The 16,125-nt window shown below is 69.3% G+C and carries 13 protein-coding genes; 9 read left to right on the top strand and 4 right to left on the bottom strand.

Translation table 11 applies throughout. The annotated features are described in order from the left end of the window. Nucleotides 1–14 precede the first annotated feature (14 nt). Entirely contained in the window at nucleotides 15–1,643 is a 1,629-nt protein-coding gene (locus A176_RS32295; RefSeq protein ID WP_002638097.1) for a golvesin C-terminal-like domain-containing protein, read from the top strand. Nucleotides 1,644–1,650: 7 nt separating this feature from the next. Further along, nucleotides 1,651–2,751, top strand: a complete 1,101-nt coding sequence (locus A176_RS32290) for a TolB family protein (RefSeq protein ID WP_044890313.1) — start codon at nucleotides 1,651–1,653, stop codon at nucleotides 2,749–2,751. Here the strand turns inward: A176_RS32290 and A176_RS32285 are convergent. Together A176_RS32285 and A176_RS32280 are read right to left on the bottom strand one after the other, a co-directional pair. After that, nucleotides 2,699–4,801 (bottom strand): sensor histidine kinase, encoded by a 2,103-nt coding sequence (locus tag A176_RS32285; RefSeq protein WP_002638096.1) that lies wholly within the window; start codon nucleotides 4,799–4,801, stop codon nucleotides 2,699–2,701. The genes A176_RS32290 and A176_RS32285 overlap by 53 nt on opposite strands. 228 nt (nucleotides 4,802–5,029) lie before the next feature. Continuing rightward, the gene (locus A176_RS32280; protein WP_226994050.1) at nucleotides 5,030–5,890 is read right to left on the bottom strand and encodes a carboxypeptidase regulatory-like domain-containing protein; all 861 of its coding nucleotides are present in this window, start codon (nucleotides 5,888–5,890) and stop codon (nucleotides 5,030–5,032) included. 560 nt (nucleotides 5,891–6,450) lie between these two features. On the opposite strand from A176_RS32280, the gene A176_RS32275 reads away from it, so the two are divergent. Continuing rightward, nucleotides 6,451–7,029, top strand: a complete 579-nt coding sequence (locus tag A176_RS32275) for a hypothetical protein (RefSeq protein WP_002638094.1) — start codon at nucleotides 6,451–6,453, stop codon at nucleotides 7,027–7,029. 785 nt (nucleotides 7,030–7,814) lie between these two features. Then, nucleotides 7,815–8,804, top strand: a complete 990-nt coding sequence (locus tag A176_RS32270; protein WP_002638092.1) for a V-type ATP synthase subunit I domain-containing protein — start codon at nucleotides 7,815–7,817, stop codon at nucleotides 8,802–8,804. A 61-nt stretch (nucleotides 8,805–8,865) separates the two neighbouring features. On the opposite strand, the gene A176_RS32265 is transcribed toward A176_RS32270, so the two are convergent. Both A176_RS32265 and A176_RS32260 read right to left on the bottom strand, forming a co-directional pair. Further along, nucleotides 8,866–9,537 (bottom strand): DsbA family oxidoreductase, encoded by a 672-nt coding sequence (locus A176_RS32265; protein ID WP_002638091.1) that lies wholly within the window; start codon nucleotides 9,535–9,537, stop codon nucleotides 8,866–8,868. A 164-nt stretch (nucleotides 9,538–9,701) separates the two neighbouring features. Further along, complete coding sequence (locus A176_RS32260; RefSeq protein WP_044890314.1) at nucleotides 9,702–10,682, bottom strand: ATP-grasp domain-containing protein; 981 nt, start codon at nucleotides 10,680–10,682, stop codon at nucleotides 9,702–9,704. Between the two features lie 78 nt (nucleotides 10,683–10,760). On the opposite strand from A176_RS32260, the gene A176_RS32255 reads away from it, so the two are divergent. From A176_RS32255 to A176_RS32235, 5 genes are all read left to right on the top strand, one after another. Continuing rightward, nucleotides 10,761–12,191: a sigma 54-interacting transcriptional regulator gene (locus tag A176_RS32255; RefSeq protein ID WP_226994049.1), complete on the top strand. Its 1,431-nt coding sequence runs from the start codon at nucleotides 10,761–10,763 to the stop codon at nucleotides 12,189–12,191. 156 nt (nucleotides 12,192–12,347) lie between these two features. Next, nucleotides 12,348–13,130, top strand: coding sequence for a TadE/TadG family type IV pilus assembly protein (locus A176_RS32250; RefSeq protein WP_021781339.1), 783 nt, complete (start codon nucleotides 12,348–12,350; stop codon nucleotides 13,128–13,130). Next, nucleotides 13,127–14,770, top strand: coding sequence for a pilus assembly protein TadG-related protein (locus A176_RS32245; RefSeq protein WP_002638087.1), 1,644 nt, complete (start codon nucleotides 13,127–13,129; stop codon nucleotides 14,768–14,770). Before A176_RS32250 ends, A176_RS32245 begins: the two co-directional genes overlap by 4 nt. After that, nucleotides 14,767–15,777 (top strand): TadE/TadG family type IV pilus assembly protein, encoded by a 1,011-nt coding sequence (locus tag A176_RS32240; RefSeq protein WP_002638086.1) that lies wholly within the window; start codon nucleotides 14,767–14,769, stop codon nucleotides 15,775–15,777. Before A176_RS32245 ends, A176_RS32240 begins: the two co-directional genes overlap by 4 nt. A gap of 1 nt (nucleotide 15,778) precedes the next feature. Next, nucleotides 15,779–16,099 carry a hypothetical protein gene (locus A176_RS32235; RefSeq protein WP_002638085.1) on the top strand — a complete coding sequence of 107 codons (321 nt, stop codon included), beginning with the start codon at nucleotides 15,779–15,781 and terminating at the stop codon, nucleotides 16,097–16,099. Nucleotides 16,100–16,125: the final 26 nt, after the last annotated feature.

Below are 16,125 nucleotides of genomic sequence, written 5' to 3'. Positions count from 1 at the left end.
TTCAAGGAGTTTCCATGCACGTGTTGCGCAAGACGTTCGCGGCGACGGCCGCGGCCATGGCGCTGTCCGCCTGTGGCCCCCAGCCCGAGGTGTCCCCGGAAGAGGCTTCCCCCGAGGCGCAGGTTCCCGCGGGCGTGGCGGATGACGCCGTCCGCGCGGTGGCCGACGCGGCCCGCCGCACGCCCAACGAGCTGGACGCGGTGTTCGCCAAGGCGGCGGCGGAGTTCAACGTCCCGGTGAGCCTGCTCAAGGCCATCTCCTTGGCGGAGACGCGCTGGGAGCACGTCCGGGGTGAAGAGGAGTTCGAGGGCCGCCCGGCGGCGTTCGGTCTGATGGCGCTGCGTGGCCAGGACATTATTGATGGCGCTGCCCTGGCGGGCGTGTCCGCGGACGCGGTCCGTGACGAGCCGCTGGCCAACGTGCGCGCGGCCGCCGCGCTGCTGTCGAAGCACGCCGACGCGGCGGGCATCGACCGCGGGGACCTGGGCGCGTGGGCCCCGGTGGTGGTGCGCCTGACGGACATCTCCGACCCGGACATCCAGGCGCAGTACATCCACAACGAGGTGTACGCGGCGCTGCGCGAGGGCGCGGGTGCCTTCACGCCGACGGGCAAGGTGGCGGTGTCGCTGGAGGCCAGCGACGTGGAGGCGAAGTTCGCGCTGCCGACGGCGCAGGCCCTGAACGTCGTGGACTACCCGGGCGCCGTCTGGAGGACGTCACCCAACTTCAATGCGCGTCCGTCGGGCATGCTGCCGCAGATGATCATCATCCACACCTGCGAGGGTGGGTACTCCGGGTGCGTGAGCTGGCTGTCCAACTCCGCTTCGGGCGTGAGCGCGCACTACGTGGTCAACGAGACGGGCAGCGCGGTGACCCAGCTCGTGCGCGAGTCGAGCCGCGCCTGGCACATCGCCGCGGCCTACCAGCCGAGCCTGAACAACAATACGAAGCCGGGGCTCGGTGGCCGGTCGACCAACGACTTCTCCGTGGGCATCGAGCACGGCGGCTATGCCAGCACGACGAATTTCGACACGCGGATGATTACGTCCTCCGCCAAGCTGTCGTGTGACATCACCCGGGGGCACAACATCCCGCGTGACCGGTACCACATCGTGGCGCATGGCCAGCTTCAGGCGAACCGCTCGGACCCGGGCGCCCACTGGCCGTGGACCTCGTACATCAACCAGATTCGGAGCGAGTGTGGTGACGGCGGCGGTGGTGGCACGTCGGCCATCATCGTGGACAGCAACAACGCCAACAACAACGCCAGCCTCGCCACCTTCTCGGCGCCCGCGACCAGTTGGACGCGTGGCACCTTCGCCGGCAACTACGGCGGCGACTACTACTTCGCGAACGTGGCGCCGGTTTCCGAGCCGGCCGTGTTCCGCTTCAACCTGGCCGCGGCGGGGTCGCGGACCATCCAGGCCTGGTGGCCGGCGGGCACCAACCGCAGCACGTCGGCGCCCTTCATCATCAACCACACGGGTGGGGCCACCACGGTGAGCCGGAACCAGCAGATTGACGGCGGCAAGTGGGTCACGCTGGGGACGTACAACTTCGCCCGGGGCTGGAACACGGTGCAGTTGAGCCGTTGGACGAGCAGCGGTGAAGTGGTCATCGCGGACGCCATCCGGGTGCAGTGAGGTGAGGATGCAGGGCCTTGAACGGCTGCAACGTTCCTGGCCGTGGCGGGCGCGGTGGTTGACCGCGCTCGCCGTGCTCGGTGTCGGGTGCTCCGGCCGGTGTGGCGGGGCGTCCGACGCCGGGACGCTGTCGAAGGAGGAGGCTCGCGCCATTCCGGGCGCGGTCATCTTCTTGTCGGAGCGGGCGGGGCAGAAGGATGTCTGGAAGGTGAGTCCGGAAGGGGTCGAGACGCGACTGACGGATGCCGAGGAGGACGAGTTTCCCGGTCCCCTGTCGCCCGACGGCAAGTCCCTGGTCGTCATCACCGCGACGGAGGTGGAAGGGCTGCACCGTTCGCAGATTCGCGTGATGCCCCTGGATGGCAAGGGGCCGGCGGTGCCGCTGCACGCGCCGCGGGCACGCGCGCGAAACGTGAGCTGGGCGCCAGACGGCACCTGGCTGGTGGCCGAGTCCGACGCCGAGGGCTTCAGCGACGTGGTGAAGCTGGTGCCTCGAGAGGGTGTGCCCGAGGTGCGCCTCACGCAGGTGCCGCAAGGCTGCTTCGAGCCGCAGATCTCCCCGGACGGCAAGGAGGTGGCCTACGTCTGCAGCCGCGAGGGCGACCCCGAAATCTACGTGGCGAAGGCGGACGGCAGCGGCGAGGAGCGGCTCACCCACTTCCACATGGAGGACCGCCAGCCGAAGTGGAGCCCGGATGGGGTGTGGCTCGTCCTCGTCAGTGACCGCGAGCGCAAGGACCGGCTGTTCTTCCTGCGGCGGGACGGCTCGGAGATGCGCCCCGTGTCGGGTGAGCACTACGCCGGCGAGGAGCGCGAGGCGGCCTGGAGTCCGGATGGAAAGCGGCTGGCCTACGTCACCCGTACTCCGGAGGGGCTCGCCCGCATCTGGGTGGTGCCGCTCGCGGGCGGCGCGCCAGTGGCCCTGACGGACGGCAAGCACCGGGACGACATGCCCGCGTGGAGCCCGGACGGGAAGTACCTGGCCTACGTGTCCGAGCGCGAGGGCAACGCGGACGTGTACCTCATGCGAGCGGACGGCACCGGCCAGACGCGGCTCACGAGCGCGAAGGGAGCGGACTGGCTCCCGCTCTGGACGGCGACGCGCTGAGGGCGGAGCCGTCTCCCGCCGCCGGGTCCCGGTCATCCGGGGCTCGCGGCGGGGGCGGCGGCTCTCCCGGGGGCTCCACGGGCAGGCTGAAGCTGAAGGTGGAGCCCTGGCCAGGCGCGCTCTCCACCCAGATGCGGCCGCCGTGGGCCTCGATGATGAGACGGCAGATGTAGAGCCCCAGGCCCAACCCCTTCACGTCCACCGTGCCGCCCTTGCGCGTGCGGTAGTACTTGTCGAAGACGTGCGCGGCGTCTTCCTCGGTCAGGCCGGGGCCCTGGTCCTTCACGGACACCACCACCTGGCCCTTCTGGAGCTGGGCGCGCACGGTGATGGGACCCCCGTCCGGACTGTACTTGGCGGCGTTGCTCAGCAGGTTGGCGACCACCCGCTCCAGCCGCGCCGCGTCCACCCAGACGGGCGGCAGCGCTCCCTGCACCTCCAGGTGGAAGCGCTCGCGGGCGTCCGGGGGCACGTCGCGCTCCATCACGTCGTCGAGGAAGCGCACCAAATCCCGAGGCTCCCGGCGCAGCGTCTCTCGCTGGGACTCCAGCCGCGAGCCTTCCAGCAGCTCCTCAATCATGGCGCTCATCCAGGTCACGCTGCGCTGGATGGACTCCGTCATCGTCTCTTCCTGCTCCAGCTTGCGTTCGCGCAAGGCGCGCCGGAGCAGCCCCACGCGCAGGCCGATGGTGTGGAGCGGATTGCGCAAGTCGTGGGAGATGAGGCTGACGTACTCCTCGCGCAGTTGGTCCAGCTCGTGGCGCGTCGTCACGTCCTGCAGCGTGCAGACCACGCCTCGCACCGAGCCGTTGAAGCCATGGACGGGGGCGGCGGTCACCAGCACGGGCAACCTGCGGCCGTGGGGCTGCTCGATGAGGTATTCCTCGGGACCGACGAGCCGTCCCGTGGTCATGGCCCGGACGATGGGCCGGTCCTCCGTGCGCACCAGGTGGCCCTCCGCGGTGAGCAGGGGCGGGTGGTATCCGGTCTGCTCCGTCCCGTGCGGTGTGCTGCCCAGCATCGCCTCCGCCACGGGGTTGGCCACCAGCGTGTCCTTGCCGGGCTCGGCGAAGAGGATGCCCACGGGGGTGTGGTTCAGCAGCCCGCGGTAGCGCGCTTCGGACGCCTCCAGTTCCAGGCTCGCTTGCAGGCGCCGGGCTTCAATGGCGTCCAAGGCCCGCGCGGACAGGAGCACGAGCGCCGCGCCGCCCACGCTGACGAGGGTGGCGAAGATGGGGAGCTTCGCCTCCATGTTGATGGCCTCCGTGTCCCGCAGCACCATCAACACCATGCCCAGCAGCGAGGGGCCGAGCAGCGCCATGGGCACCAACCGACGCGCCACGAAGCCGCCGAGCGAGTCGCGGGTGATGCGGCTCACCAGTCCCTGCTCGGGCCGGGCGCAGAGGGTCCCCACCCCCAGGAGCGTCATCGTCAGCGCGGTGGGCAGGCCCATGCTGCGCTCGGCGAGGAACGGCAGGGTGCCCACGATGAGCAAGGGGCCCATCAGCAGACCGTTGAGGCCGAGCGTCGAACTCACCAGCGACAACACGACCAACGTGTCCCGGAGGCGCACGAGCCGGAGGTTGTTCAGCAGCAACAGGGCCAGGCCCAACAGCATCGTGCAGGTGGCGGTGAGCGGGGACGGCCTGGGCAGCGAGGAGGTGTGCTCGCCGAGCAGGTGAATCACCAGTCGCTCCAGCCCCGCATCCCAACCCGTCACCTCCCGGAGGAGGTTCAACGCGCCAATGACCATCGCGACGAGCGCGCAGGCGATGGCCAGGGGCTCTCGGTGGCGGAAGGGACGAGCGACCAGCCGCAAACCCAGCGCGGTACCGCCAAACACCATGGCGATGCCCGTCACGGGCGTCATGGGGATGCCCGCCACGCCGGGCCTCAGCATCTCCATGTCCAGGGCCCAGCCCAGCAGATACAGGATGCCCACGAGCGGAGCCCCCAGCGCGGCGAGCCATGACATCCCACGGGCCATGGCGGCGCTGCGGCGCTGAGGTCTCCAGTACGCGTTCATCGTGGCGTCCCCCCAGGAACGCACCGGGCTCCTCCCGCGACACATCCGCCCGAGGTCCCCCGTTCGAGACGCTCCCTCTAGAAATGCGTCGTGCCCCGACTTCGTGGCATTGGACGCGAGGGCGGCGCGGCGATGGGGGACGACGGTTGGGCGTGCCGCCACTCCCACGGAACATGGGGGCGGCCCCTGTCCGGAGCAGCCGCTCCCGAGCAGCCGTGACGTGGGTGGGTGGCCCGGCGCCGCGTGGGCGGGCTAGGGAGGCGGGTAGAGGCCAGGATGGACGGTGAGCACCATCCCCCACCCAGGTGCCACGCCGACGTTGCGTGGCACATAGGCCTCCATCCCCGTGACGGACAGAAGGAAGGTGTCCGCGTCCACGCCCGAATGGACGTAGACGAACAGGCCCTGCGGCCCGGTGCCTTCCTGGCCCGAGGCGGCGAGGTCGGCGGAGGGGTAGTAGATGCGCCCGGCCAGGTCCTCGCGGTCAGGGGTCAGCCTCGCGCCGGACACCGGCTGGCCGGCCGCATCCACGACGCGGCCCAGCACGAAGCCCGCGTCGCGCAGCGTGGCGGCCAGGTTGCCCGTGTGTCCGCGGATGGCGCTTTCTCCCACGGCGGTGCTGAGCGCGTCGTGGAAGGCTTCCGGTACGCCCCACACCCGGACGTCGACGAGGTCCGTGCGGGGCCGCGCGCCCGTGAAGGCGGAGTCGTAGATGAGGGTGTGCGAGCGCACGAGCCCGGCGGCCTCGAGCCCGGCGGTGAGGCTCAGGTGCATCTCGCGCACGGGCACGTCGCTCACGGTGAAGGAGCCATCCTCGGAGACCGGTGAGGTGCCGAAGGTGGCGTTCGGGTCGTTCACCGCCAGCCGCAAGGGCTCCGCGAGGGTGACGGGCGCGGCGTTCAGCGAAGGCGCCGCCAGGCCGCGGGCGTCGAGCCATTGCTGCGCTTCGGGCAACAGCGCGGCCTTGCCGGTGACGCCGATGCGGAGGTTGTCCAGGTCCACCGTTTCGGCGTCATCGGTCTGGAGGCCCGGGTCAGGTGTGGTGTCGCCGGGGCCGCAGCCCGGTGAGAGTCCCAACAGGACACAGGAGACCATCAGGAGAGGACGCTTCATCGCGGGCAAGGTCGTCATGGCCCTGCGGGGCGGCAATCCACGCCGCGTCCGGTCCGTCCCCAAGTCGACGCCTCGGCACGGCGGCCGGCGTGCGCCGAGGGAAGTGCGCTGTCCGAAAAACACCAACGCCGCGCCCCGGGGAGGGACGCGGCGTCTGTGTCGGGGCGCTCGCCCCCTCGGGTGCGTGTTCGCGGCAACCCTCGCCTGTCGCCGCTGCGTCGAGGGGAACGGTGCTACCGCTCCGGATGCGTGTTCGTGGCAACCCTCGCCTGTTGTCACGGTGCCGAGGGGAACGGCGTTAACCGCCCCGGATGCGTGTTCGCGGCAACCCTCGCCTGTCGCCGCTCGTCGAGGGGAACGGCGATACCGCTCCGGATGCGTGTACGTGGCAACCCTCGCCTGTTGTCACGGTGCCGAGGGGAACGGCGTTAACCGCCCCGGATGCGTGTACGTGGCAACCCTCGCCTGTTGTCACGGTGCCGAGGAACCGTTGCCGCGGTGGTTCCACGGTGTCGTTCAGGCGCAGGGCGCGGTCATCGCCACGCCCGCCATTCCGCACCGTGGATACGCGTCGCCGTGCTCAGCGCCAGCGGCTGCCGCCGCTGCCACTGCTACCGCTGCTACCGCCGGAAGAGCGTCCGGACGGAGCCGAGCTGGAGCCCGACGACTTCCCTCCGCTGCCGGAGCTGCCACCGCCGCGGTTCCAACCACCGCTGGACCCGGAGCTGCTGGGGCGGCTCGACCCGGAGCTGGTGGACCCAGAGCTGCTGCTGCGAGAGGGCGAGCTGGTGGAGCTGGAGCTGCTGCCGCGCGGGGGCGAGCTGCTGGAGCCGGAGCTGCTGGAGCCAGAGCTGCTGGAGCCAGAGCCGCTCCCCCAGCGACTGCCGCTGTTGCCGCTGGAGCTGTCGTTGTCGTCATCCCGAGACGACGCGCTGGGCGTGGAGCGTCCGGCGGGAGGGTTGCTCGTGGAGGAGCGCCCAGCGGGAGGGTTGTTCCACCCGCTCCCCGAGTTGCCGTTGGAGGACGAGCCACTGGGCGGCCGGCTCGGCGCCACGTTGTTGCTGGGGCGGTTGTTGGTGGCGGGACGGCTTCCCCACCCGCTGTTGCCGTTGTTGTTCGGGCGGCTCGGCGCGTTGTAGCCGCTCGAGTTGGTGCCACGGGGAGGCCGCGTGCCCCACCCGGCCCCACCCGGAGGCGGACGGCCGCCGCTGTAGGTATTGCCAGGGCGGACCGGCGCGACGCCAGGCCGGTTGGGGCGTGCTCCCGACGGGCGGACGTAGCCGTAGCCCGCGGACGCGCTGTGCGTGCGGCTCCACACGTAGCCGCGGTTGCGCTCGTAACGGTAGAGGTTGCCCACCGTCGGGTAGTAGTCGTGGGAGTGGCGCCCGTGCAGGTTGCAGAGGCCGCCGTGCGCGTGGGGGTGGTCGTTCCAGTACCAGACCACGGAAGGGCCACTGTAGTAGTACGCGTTGTCCGAGTACGCGTAGTACGTCGTGGCCGGCTGATAGTCGTGGACGTGCAGGTGCGAGTACGGGCACCAGCCGCCGCCGAAGTCATCGGGGATGGGGTGGTCGCTCGAGTAGCTGTACTCGATGACCTCGACGGGCGCGTGACGCGCCGGGCCGTGGACGTGGGCGACACAGCCAGTGCCCATCATCAGGGCAATCGGAACGGCAAGGGCGAGCAGGCGGCGCATGTGATGACTCTCCTGGGCGGGAGTGGACGGGCGAGACGTCCACCTTGCAGCCACGCGAGGGAGACGGACGGGCGCGCGGAAAATTCACACCCGGATGCAGTCCGACTCCAGGCACGCGCGCCCTCACGATAGCGTCCTTCGTCCTCTGGTGGACACCGCCCGGGTGGTGTAGGGGGAAATGTGCGTGCCAACCGTTCCGGACGGAGGCCGCACGAGGGGAGACGCAACATGGCGGAGACTGAGTTCGAGGCGGGCGCGAGCTGTCCGCTTCACCCGGCGTTTCAAGCGGTGGGCACCTGTACCCGCTGCGGCAACTTCATGTGCCGCACGTGCAGCCAGGGCGGCTCGCAAGCCTGGTGTCCGGCCTGCCTTGAACGAGAAGGCATGGGCCGGAGCTTCCCGCTCAACCGGGAGAACTGGAGCGTCGGCGGTCTGCTGGAGCTCTCCTGGGAGGCCTTCAAGCGCGAGTGGGTGATGCTCAGCGTGGGCGTGCTCATCTTCATGGCCGCGTCCTTCGTCGGGCAGGTGTTCTCACAAATCCTGTCCCTCATCGGCGGCCTGGTGGACAACGTCGCTGTCCTCGTCGTCGCCTTCCTCATCGGGACGCTGGGCTCCTATGTCATCCAGGGCGCGGTGACGCTGGGCTTCCTCCGGATGAGCATGGACGTGCTCAACGGACAGCGCGCGGACCTGGCGCGGATGTTCAGCCAGTTCGGCAAGGTGCCGGCCTACCTGGGCACGCTGGTGCTGTCCATCCTGCTCGTGACTCCGTTGCTGGTGCTCATCGTCGCGGGGTCGGTGGGCGCGGGCCTGGCGACGGGCTCGGTGTCCTGGTCGGAACTGGTGGCGATTCTTGACCTGCCCGAGGCCGAACTCGGTGGCGCCATCGCAGGGCTGCTGCCGACCTTCACGGTGATGGGCGTCACGGCCCTCGCGCTCTATTGCTTCCCGGGGGCGTGGCTGCTCACGCCGCTGGTGCTGCTCCAGCCCGAGCTGGCGCGGACGGACTCGCCCCGGGTGGTGGAGACGCTGCGTCGCTGCTTCGCCTATGCGAAGGGCGAGCGGCTGCCCATCGTGGGAGTCCTGCTGCTGGGAGGCCTGTTCATGTGCGTGGGCTTCCTGCTCTGCTGTCTGCCCGTGGTGCCCGCCCTGGGTCTGTTCCAGTTGATGCTGGCGGGGCTCTACCTGGCGCTCAGCAACAGCGCGGAAACGCGCTGAACCACGGGTCCACGGAAGGGCGCCCGCGTGGGATTCGCGGGGCCCTGGGACGTGCGGCGCTTCAGTGGACGACGCGCTCGGGCGAGCCCGAGCGGGGCACGGACACCTTGCCCAGGCACGCGAGGACGTGCTCGCGGTACTCGGACAGCTCGCGCAGGCCGCACAGCATCCACCGGCCGCCGATGACGAGCGTGGGCACGCCGCGCACGCCGCGGTGGGTGGCGTCCCGGTGCTCGTCGAGGATGAGGCGCCGCGTCTCCTCGGAGCGGAAGGCGGCGGAGAACTCGTTCATCGCCAGGCCCACGCGCGAGGCCAGCTCGAACACGACGTCCGGGCGGGACACGTTGACGCCCTGCTCCAGCGCGGCGCGCTGCATGGCGCGGGCGAGGAACGCGCGCGCCTGCGGACCCTGGAGCCGCGCTGCTTCGAGCGCCGCCAACGCCGGCACGCTGGTGCGCGGTGGATCTCCACCGAGCCACAGGTCCGTCGACAACATGCGCGCGGCGGCGTCGGGCTCGCGCCGTGCGCGTTCGACTTCCTCCACCAACGCGCGTTGTTCTCGCGCGGTGGGCAGGACGTCGTGAACGCGCAGGGGATAGGGCCTGACGCTCCAGCGAACGGCGTCGCCCAGCTCCTGGCGCAGGACATCCAAGCGCAGGTCGGCGAGGTAGCACCAGGAACACAGCACGTCCTGGTAGACGGTGATCTGCAGCGGCTTGTGCAGCGTTTTCATTTGAGGGCCGCCAGATTAGAGGGCCACCCACGTCGCTGCCAACTCCCCAAGACAGATGGTCCGCGGAGGCATTCCTGAGTTCCTGAGGAGCATGCAAGGTGGCTTGCCCCGGCTGTGCGTTTGCTCGAAAGCAGGCGAGCAACCTCACACGGCTGGGGTCGTGCTCACCCGGTTCGCTTCGCCGCGGCGTAAGCCAGCGCGTGGTCGATGATTTCGCCCGCGATGTCGCCGCGCGTCGCGCGCTCCAGTCCCTCGAAGCCAGGGCTGGAGTTGATTTCCATCAGCCGGGGGCCCGCGCGGCCCTCCAGCATGTCCACGCCCGCGACCTCCAGGCCCACGATGCGCGCGGCCCGCACGGCTGCTTCCACGTACGCCGGCGCGAGCTCGATTGCCTGCCCTTCACCGCCGCGGTGGATGTTGGAGCGGAACTCGCCCGTCTTGGCCTTGCGCCGCATGGCGCCCACCACGCGGTCGCCCACGACGAGGGCCCGCACGTCCCGCCCCTCGCTCTCCGCGACGAACTCCTGGAGCACGATTTCCTGACCCAGGTCCCAGAAGGTGTCGAGGATGGTCTGCACCTCGGGCAGCGTGTGGGCAATCATCACGCCCACACCCTGGGTGCCCTTGATGAGCTTGATGATGACGGGCAGCCCGTTGACCTCCTCCACCAGCCGGCGCACGTTGCTGCGGTCGTGCGCCATCACGGTGCGAGGAATGTCCAACCCGGAGCGTGACAGGTACTGGAGCGCGCGGAGCTTGTCGCGGCTGCGCGCGATGGACGTGGGCGGGTTGAGCACCGGCACGCCCATCATCTCGAAGTGGTTCACCACCGCCAGGCCGTAGGCGGTGATGGACGCGCCGATGCGCGGCACCACTACGTCCACGCCGCGCACCTCCACGCCGCGGTAGGTCATGCGCGGCGCGCCCTGCGCGAGCAGCAGGCAACAACGCAGCGTGTCCAGCACCAGGGGACGATGTCCCCGTTCACGAATGGCCGACACCAGCCGCCGCGTGGAATAGAGGGAGCGCTTGCGGGACAGGATGACGACCGTCCGCTTCGCACGCGCGCGGCGTGTGGGCCGCTCGGGTGCCTGGGACCCAGGCAGGACCGGGGCCTTCTTCGGCTTCACTTTTCGCGAGGGCATGGACGGGGCGCGGGAGCCTATCACGGACGCCCGCGGGGGGCGGGCCTCATGGGAGGCCTTTGCTATCCTCGTGAGCAGATGAGTGCCACCCCCCTGCACCCTGACGACATCCACACCAGTCCCGGCGACGTCGGAGAAGACCCGAACCCCGCTTCGTTGTTGAGCGAGACGCTCGTGGTGGACTCGCGCACCACGGTGAAGCTCCACAAATGCCGCTTGTCCGTGTCCTCCGGACCGGACACCGGCCGCTCCGTCGTGAGCGAGAAAGAACGCCTGCGCTGCGGCGCGCATCCCGGCAACGACCTGGTCCTGGTGGAGGACCGCACCGCCAGCCGTCACCACTTCGAAATCCAGTTCACCGAGCGCGGCTACCTGCTGGTGGACCTGGGCTCCACCAACGGCACCTTCCTGGATGGTCGCCGCATCGAGCGGGCCTACCTGTCACCGGGCTCGCAGATTCGCGCGGGCTCGTCGCTGCTGACGTTCGCGCCGCTCGACGAGGAGGTCACCATCGAGCCCGACCGCGAAGGCGAGCTGTGCGAGATGGTGGGGCAGAGCGTGAAGATGCGGCAGATATTCGGCCTCATCAAGAAGATCGCCCCCATGGACGTGTCCGTCATCATCCAGGGCGAGACGGGCACGGGGAAGGAGCTGGTGGCGCGCGCCATCCATGAGCTGTCCGGCCGCACCAAGGGCCCCATGGAGGTGCTGGACTGCGGCGCCATCCCGCCCAACCTCATCGAGAGCGAGCTGTTCGGACATGAGAAGGGCGCCTTCACCGGCGCGGTGAGCGGACGGCCCGGCGCCTTCGAGCGCGCGCACGGCGGCACCATCTTCCTGGACGAGCTGGGCGAGTTGCGGCTCGACCTGCAACCCAAGCTGCTGCGCGTGCTGGAGAACCACGAAGTGCGGCGCGTGGGTGGCAACGACGTCATCGAGGTGGACTGCCGCGTCATCGCCGCCACCAACCGCGACCTGATGAAGGAGATTCAAGGCGGCGGCTTCCGCGAGGACCTCTACTTCCGCCTGTCCGTCATCACCATCCAGCTTCCGCCGCTGCGCCAGCGCCGCGACGACATCCCGCTCATCCTCAAGCGCGCGCTCGCGGACCCGGAGGTCGTCGGCAAGCACGGCAAGAAGCGCTTCTCCGCGGAGTCCCTGGGCCTGCTGATGTCGTACTCGTGGCCCGGCAACGTGCGCGAGCTGATGAACGTGCTGTCACACGTCCTCACGTTCAGTGAGGGCGAGGAGATTCAGCCCGTGCACCTGCCGCCCCGCGTGCGCGGCCAGGTCCGCGAAGGCCCGCTGCCGTTCAACGAGCACCTCTCCTTCAAGGACGCCAAGGAGCAGTTGCTGGAGAACTTCGAGCGCGAGTACGTCACCAGTGTTTTGACGCGCTGCGAAGGGAACTTGTCTCGCGCCGCCCGGGAAAGCGGGCTTCACCGAAAGTCGATTGAAAGGCTGGTAAAAAAGTACCAGCTCGACACAAAGGGGATGAAGTCACGATAACCCCCAGGCGAGCGGACGGCCGTTGTAACTCGGTTGTTTCACGCCAGAAAAACGCGGTTGTCGCAGAGCCGTGTTCTCCTGCGGGGGATGAGCCGAACGCCCCGTCAAGTTGACGTATGTCCGATCAGGATTGAATCCCCGGAACATACGCTCGCCATGAATTCACTGCGCCCGAGCGGCGGGAGACAGTCCGGCCAGGCGATGGTGGAAGCGGCTTTGTCGCTTCCGCTCGTCGTGTTCCTGGTGTTGGGCACGCTGCAGCTTTTCTTGATGCTCCAGGCCCGCGTGCTGGCTCAGTACGCGGCCTTCCGCGCGACGCGCGCTGGCAGCGTCGCCCACGGCGAATGCGAGCGGATGACCCACGCGGCCATTCTCTCGCTGCTGCCTTCGTTCCACTCCTTCATTGGCGTGTCCACGCCGCGGATTGGCGGAGAGCATGGCGGCGGGGCCGGCGCGCCGGAGCGGCTGGCGCGCGCCTTCGCGCAGCGCCGGGAGAACCGTTATCAGGCGGGGCTGGATGGTGTTCACACCGGCAGCATCGTGTGGATCAACCGCAGCCTGGCGGGCGGCGGCGTGGACAGCCCGCAGGACCGCGAGTTCGACGAGCCCGGCCACCTGCGGCGCCTCGAGGTGCGGCTCATCTACTGGTACCCCATGCGCATCCCGTTCGCGAACTGGGTGATGTCGCGGATGTTCCTCGCGCAGATGGGCATCCAGGACTACACGGCGGCCAACCCGCTGATGATGGCCGAGCGTCAGGCGAACTGGGGCCCCGGCGAGTTCAGCAACCCCTACGAGCTGGCGGCGGATGTCCGGACCGAGCTGTCGACCCGCGTGGGGCGCCGCGAGTACGTGTTCCCCATTGAAACCAGCTTCACCATGCGGATGCTGACGCCCGTGAAGGCGCGCCACTTCGCCACCATGGACTGTCCCCGATGATGCCCAAGAACCCCCGTGGCCAGACGATGGTGCTGTTCGCACTGGGCATGTTGCTCCTGGTGCTGATGGTGACGCTGACGCTGTCCTTCTCCATGAAGGTTCGCGAGCGCATCGAGGCCCAGACGGTGGCGGACGCGGCGGCGTTCTCGAACGCGGTGGCCACCGCGCGCACGTTCAACAACATCGCCGTCATCAACCGCGTGCAGATCGCGCACGCGGTGGCGCAGGCCGGCGCCGCCAGCCTCGTGAGCTGGGCCAGCCTCTACCGCGCGCAGCTCAACGCCGCGAGCGACGGCTACAACAGTTGGGAGTGGGTCTACGAGCTCAACGTCTGGACGGGGTGCCCCTGCGCCTGGAAGAGCTCGTCGTGCGCGCGCCGCTGCCGCTGCGGCAACAAGGGCCTGAGCGACCTGGGCAAGCTGCAGAACAAGCTGAGCCGCGAGGACCGGCGGGTCAACCAGGTGTTCGAGCGGTATGAGCCCCGGTTCGCCCTTCAGATGCGGGGACATCAGCTCGCGCAGAACGCGCTCTACCTCGCGCAGCAGGCGAACTTCCAGGACCTGCGCAGCGCGTTGGACAACCAGCGCTTCGCCAACCAGATTGTCCGCAACGTGCAGCCTGGCGCCAATGCCACGGATGCCGCGTGGCAGGTCCCGCCCGTGGGCGGGGTGAACCGGGACGAACTCTCGGGCGGCATGGCCTGCACGGGAGGTGGCGCGGTCTGCGACATCCCGGCGACGGTGCAGCACGCGGTGCAGGCGGCCATGGGAAGCCGGGGCTTCTCGTTCGTCTCCGGGCGCTTCGACCTGCACTACATGGCCCACATGATCAACCTGTGGGAGCTCATCGAGGCGCCGGACATGGTGCTGGTGGAGGTGGCGACCTCGGGCACGACGCACTTCGGCAAGCCGGGCAAGGACATGCCCATGTTGCCGCCCTACGCCCCGGCCATCACCGCCGAGGACGAGGGCAGCATCCTCTACCTCTATGACCACGCCGGAAATGGCGGCGGCTCACCGTGTCCCACGATGGTGGGCGGCACGGAGAGCACGGAGGCCAGCCTCGTGTCGTCGGGTGGTTTCATGCCCACGCCGGAGCACCGCTGGACGGGTGGCAGCGACCCCAATCCCTACATGCGTCACATGCTGGCGCCCTGCCTCAACCCCGTGACGAGCTGCCCGGGCATCTGGCCGCTGTTCCTGGACTACAACCTCACCCAGCTCCTGGATGGCGGCGACAACAACTTCGGCCAGCCGAAGAACTTCGCCGTCGTGCAGCGCAACCTGCGCAGCCGGCGGCTCGACCCCTGGGACTATTCGTTCCGGTATCGCTTCGCCCAATCCGGCCCCGGGTCGGTCTACGACAACCGCAGCTTCCAGATGGCGGACGGCACGCCCAACGACGTGCAGACGGCCATGTCCACGGGCATCGCCTACTACCACCGTGGCCGGAGCATGGGCTTCAACCACTGGTCCGAGCCGCCCAACCTCCTCAACCCGTACTGGCGCGCCACGCTGGTGGCCGCGGACACGGATGAGACGGGACTCGATGACGCCGAGGCGACGCTGGGCATCAGCGCGCCCGCCGCGGCCCAGACGCTGCGCGCCCTCCGCGACGTGGGCTACAGGGGAATCCAATGATGAAGAAGACCCTTCGCGCCCGGCACGCGCGTGGACAGGCCATGGTGGAGACGGCCATTGGCGCCACGCTCTTCGTCACCATCGTCGCCTTCGGCATCCACTTCGCCGAGGTGGGCTTCCTGTCGCTGAAGGTGCAAGAGGCCGCCATCTCTGCGCTCTGGGATGGGACCCACGGGGAGATGCACCTGCTGCCGCTGAACTACGACCCGGCGGGCAACTCCATGCGCAACGCGGCGGGTGACGCGCAGGGGCGCTACGCGGACTTCAATGGCCTGTCCGCCACCACCGGTGCCGGGATTACGCAGGCGCTCACCACGGGCAGCGGCATGAACGTGAGCTGCGACATGGGCGCCGGCGTGGATTGGGGTGGCGCCGCGGTCACCCGCGTCGTGTACCGCGACAACGGCGGCACGCAGTGCCGCGCCCAGGCGACCTTGAGTGCGTGGCGGTTCCCCAGCTCCTTCCTCGACCAGGGGGAGTCCGGGCTCTACCAGGAGCGCAACATGGAGTCGCACCTGGCCAACTTCCAGGTCTGCGCGGTGGGCCGCCCCGTGGCGGGCCGGTGCGCTGGAAGCTTCTCCATGCTCATCGACGACTGGGGGCTGGCCGGTGAAGTGGAGTCCACGACCTGCAACATCCTGATGCAGGACCAGTTGATTCCGTGCACCAACGTCCCGCTCCACGCCACCGTCTTCACGACGTACACGCCCACCGTGATGGCCATTCCGGGCGCGGCCAGCATGCTGGCCGAGCAGGCGCTCTACATGAACCCGCTGCCGCCCACGGCCCTGGCCATGGTGGGGCTCGGGATGAAGGAGCGGACCATGTGGCTCAGCGCGGCGGGTGAGGACTCCTTGTTCACCCAGCTTCCTCCGCTGCGAGACCCGATTGGCATGGGCATCTGGAGCACCTCGCCGGGCTCGCTCCTGGGCGGACTCACCACGCTGCCGTACGGCCTTGGCTACCAGGCTCGCGAAGGCTGCTTCCTTGGGAAGGACTGCAACTGACATGACGTGCATCAAGGGATGGATTCGGTTGGCCCTCGTTTCGGTGGTGCTCTCCGCGCCCACCACGCTCGCGGCGGGCCGTACCCAATGTGACGCGGACTGCAGCACCGAGGGCGGCTCGGAGCTGTCGGCGTGCATGAGCAAGTGCCCGAACGCGGGACGGAACCAGACCTGCGCGTCGCGCTGTGCCAAGACGTTCAAGGAGAAGGTCGCGGCGTGTACCAAGCGCTGCCCCAAGGGCGCTCAGCCCGTGGCGCCCGTCGAGATTCCGATGGACAGCGGAGACGACGAGGGCAAGGTCATCGAGGTCGCGCCGGAGTAGCCACGACGGCCGCGTCTCGCGCGGCC

Source organism: Myxococcus hansupus, from assembly GCF_000280925.3.
In the GTDB taxonomy this organism is placed as follows: Bacteria; Myxococcota; Myxococcia; order Myxococcales; family Myxococcaceae; genus Myxococcus; species Myxococcus hansupus.
The sequence above is the reverse complement of the archived record's forward strand: the minus strand, read 5'-3'. Positions and strand labels throughout refer to the sequence as shown.

Bases quoted from the DNA above. Each gene is read 5' to 3' on its own strand.
- A176_RS32295 (WP_002638097.1), top strand. From the start codon at position 15: ATGCACGTGTTGCGCAAGACGTTCGCGGCGACGGCCGCGGCCATGGCG.
- A176_RS32290 (WP_044890313.1), top strand. From the start codon at position 1,651: ATGCAGGGCCTTGAACGGCTGCAACGTTCCTGGCCGTGGCGGGCGCGG.
- A176_RS32280 (WP_226994050.1), bottom strand. From the start codon at position 5,890: ATGAAGCGTCCTCTCCTGATGGTCTCCTGTGTCCTGTTGGGACTCTCA.
- A176_RS32270 (WP_002638092.1), top strand. From the start codon at position 7,815: ATGGCGGAGACTGAGTTCGAGGCGGGCGCGAGCTGTCCGCTTCACCCG.
- A176_RS32265 (WP_002638091.1), bottom strand. From the start codon at position 9,537: ATGAAAACGCTGCACAAGCCGCTGCAGATCACCGTCTACCAGGACGTG.
- A176_RS32260 (WP_044890314.1), bottom strand. From the start codon at position 10,682: ATGCCCTCGCGAAAAGTGAAGCCGAAGAAGGCCCCGGTCCTGCCTGGG.
- A176_RS32255 (WP_226994049.1), top strand. From the start codon at position 10,761: ATGAGTGCCACCCCCCTGCACCCTGACGACATCCACACCAGTCCCGGC.
- A176_RS32250 (WP_021781339.1), top strand. From the start codon at position 12,348: ATGAATTCACTGCGCCCGAGCGGCGGGAGACAGTCCGGCCAGGCGATG.
- A176_RS32245 (WP_002638087.1), top strand. From the start codon at position 13,127: ATGATGCCCAAGAACCCCCGTGGCCAGACGATGGTGCTGTTCGCACTG.
- A176_RS32240 (WP_002638086.1), top strand. From the start codon at position 14,767: ATGATGAAGAAGACCCTTCGCGCCCGGCACGCGCGTGGACAGGCCATG.
- A176_RS32235 (WP_002638085.1), top strand. From the start codon at position 15,779: ATGACGTGCATCAAGGGATGGATTCGGTTGGCCCTCGTTTCGGTGGTG.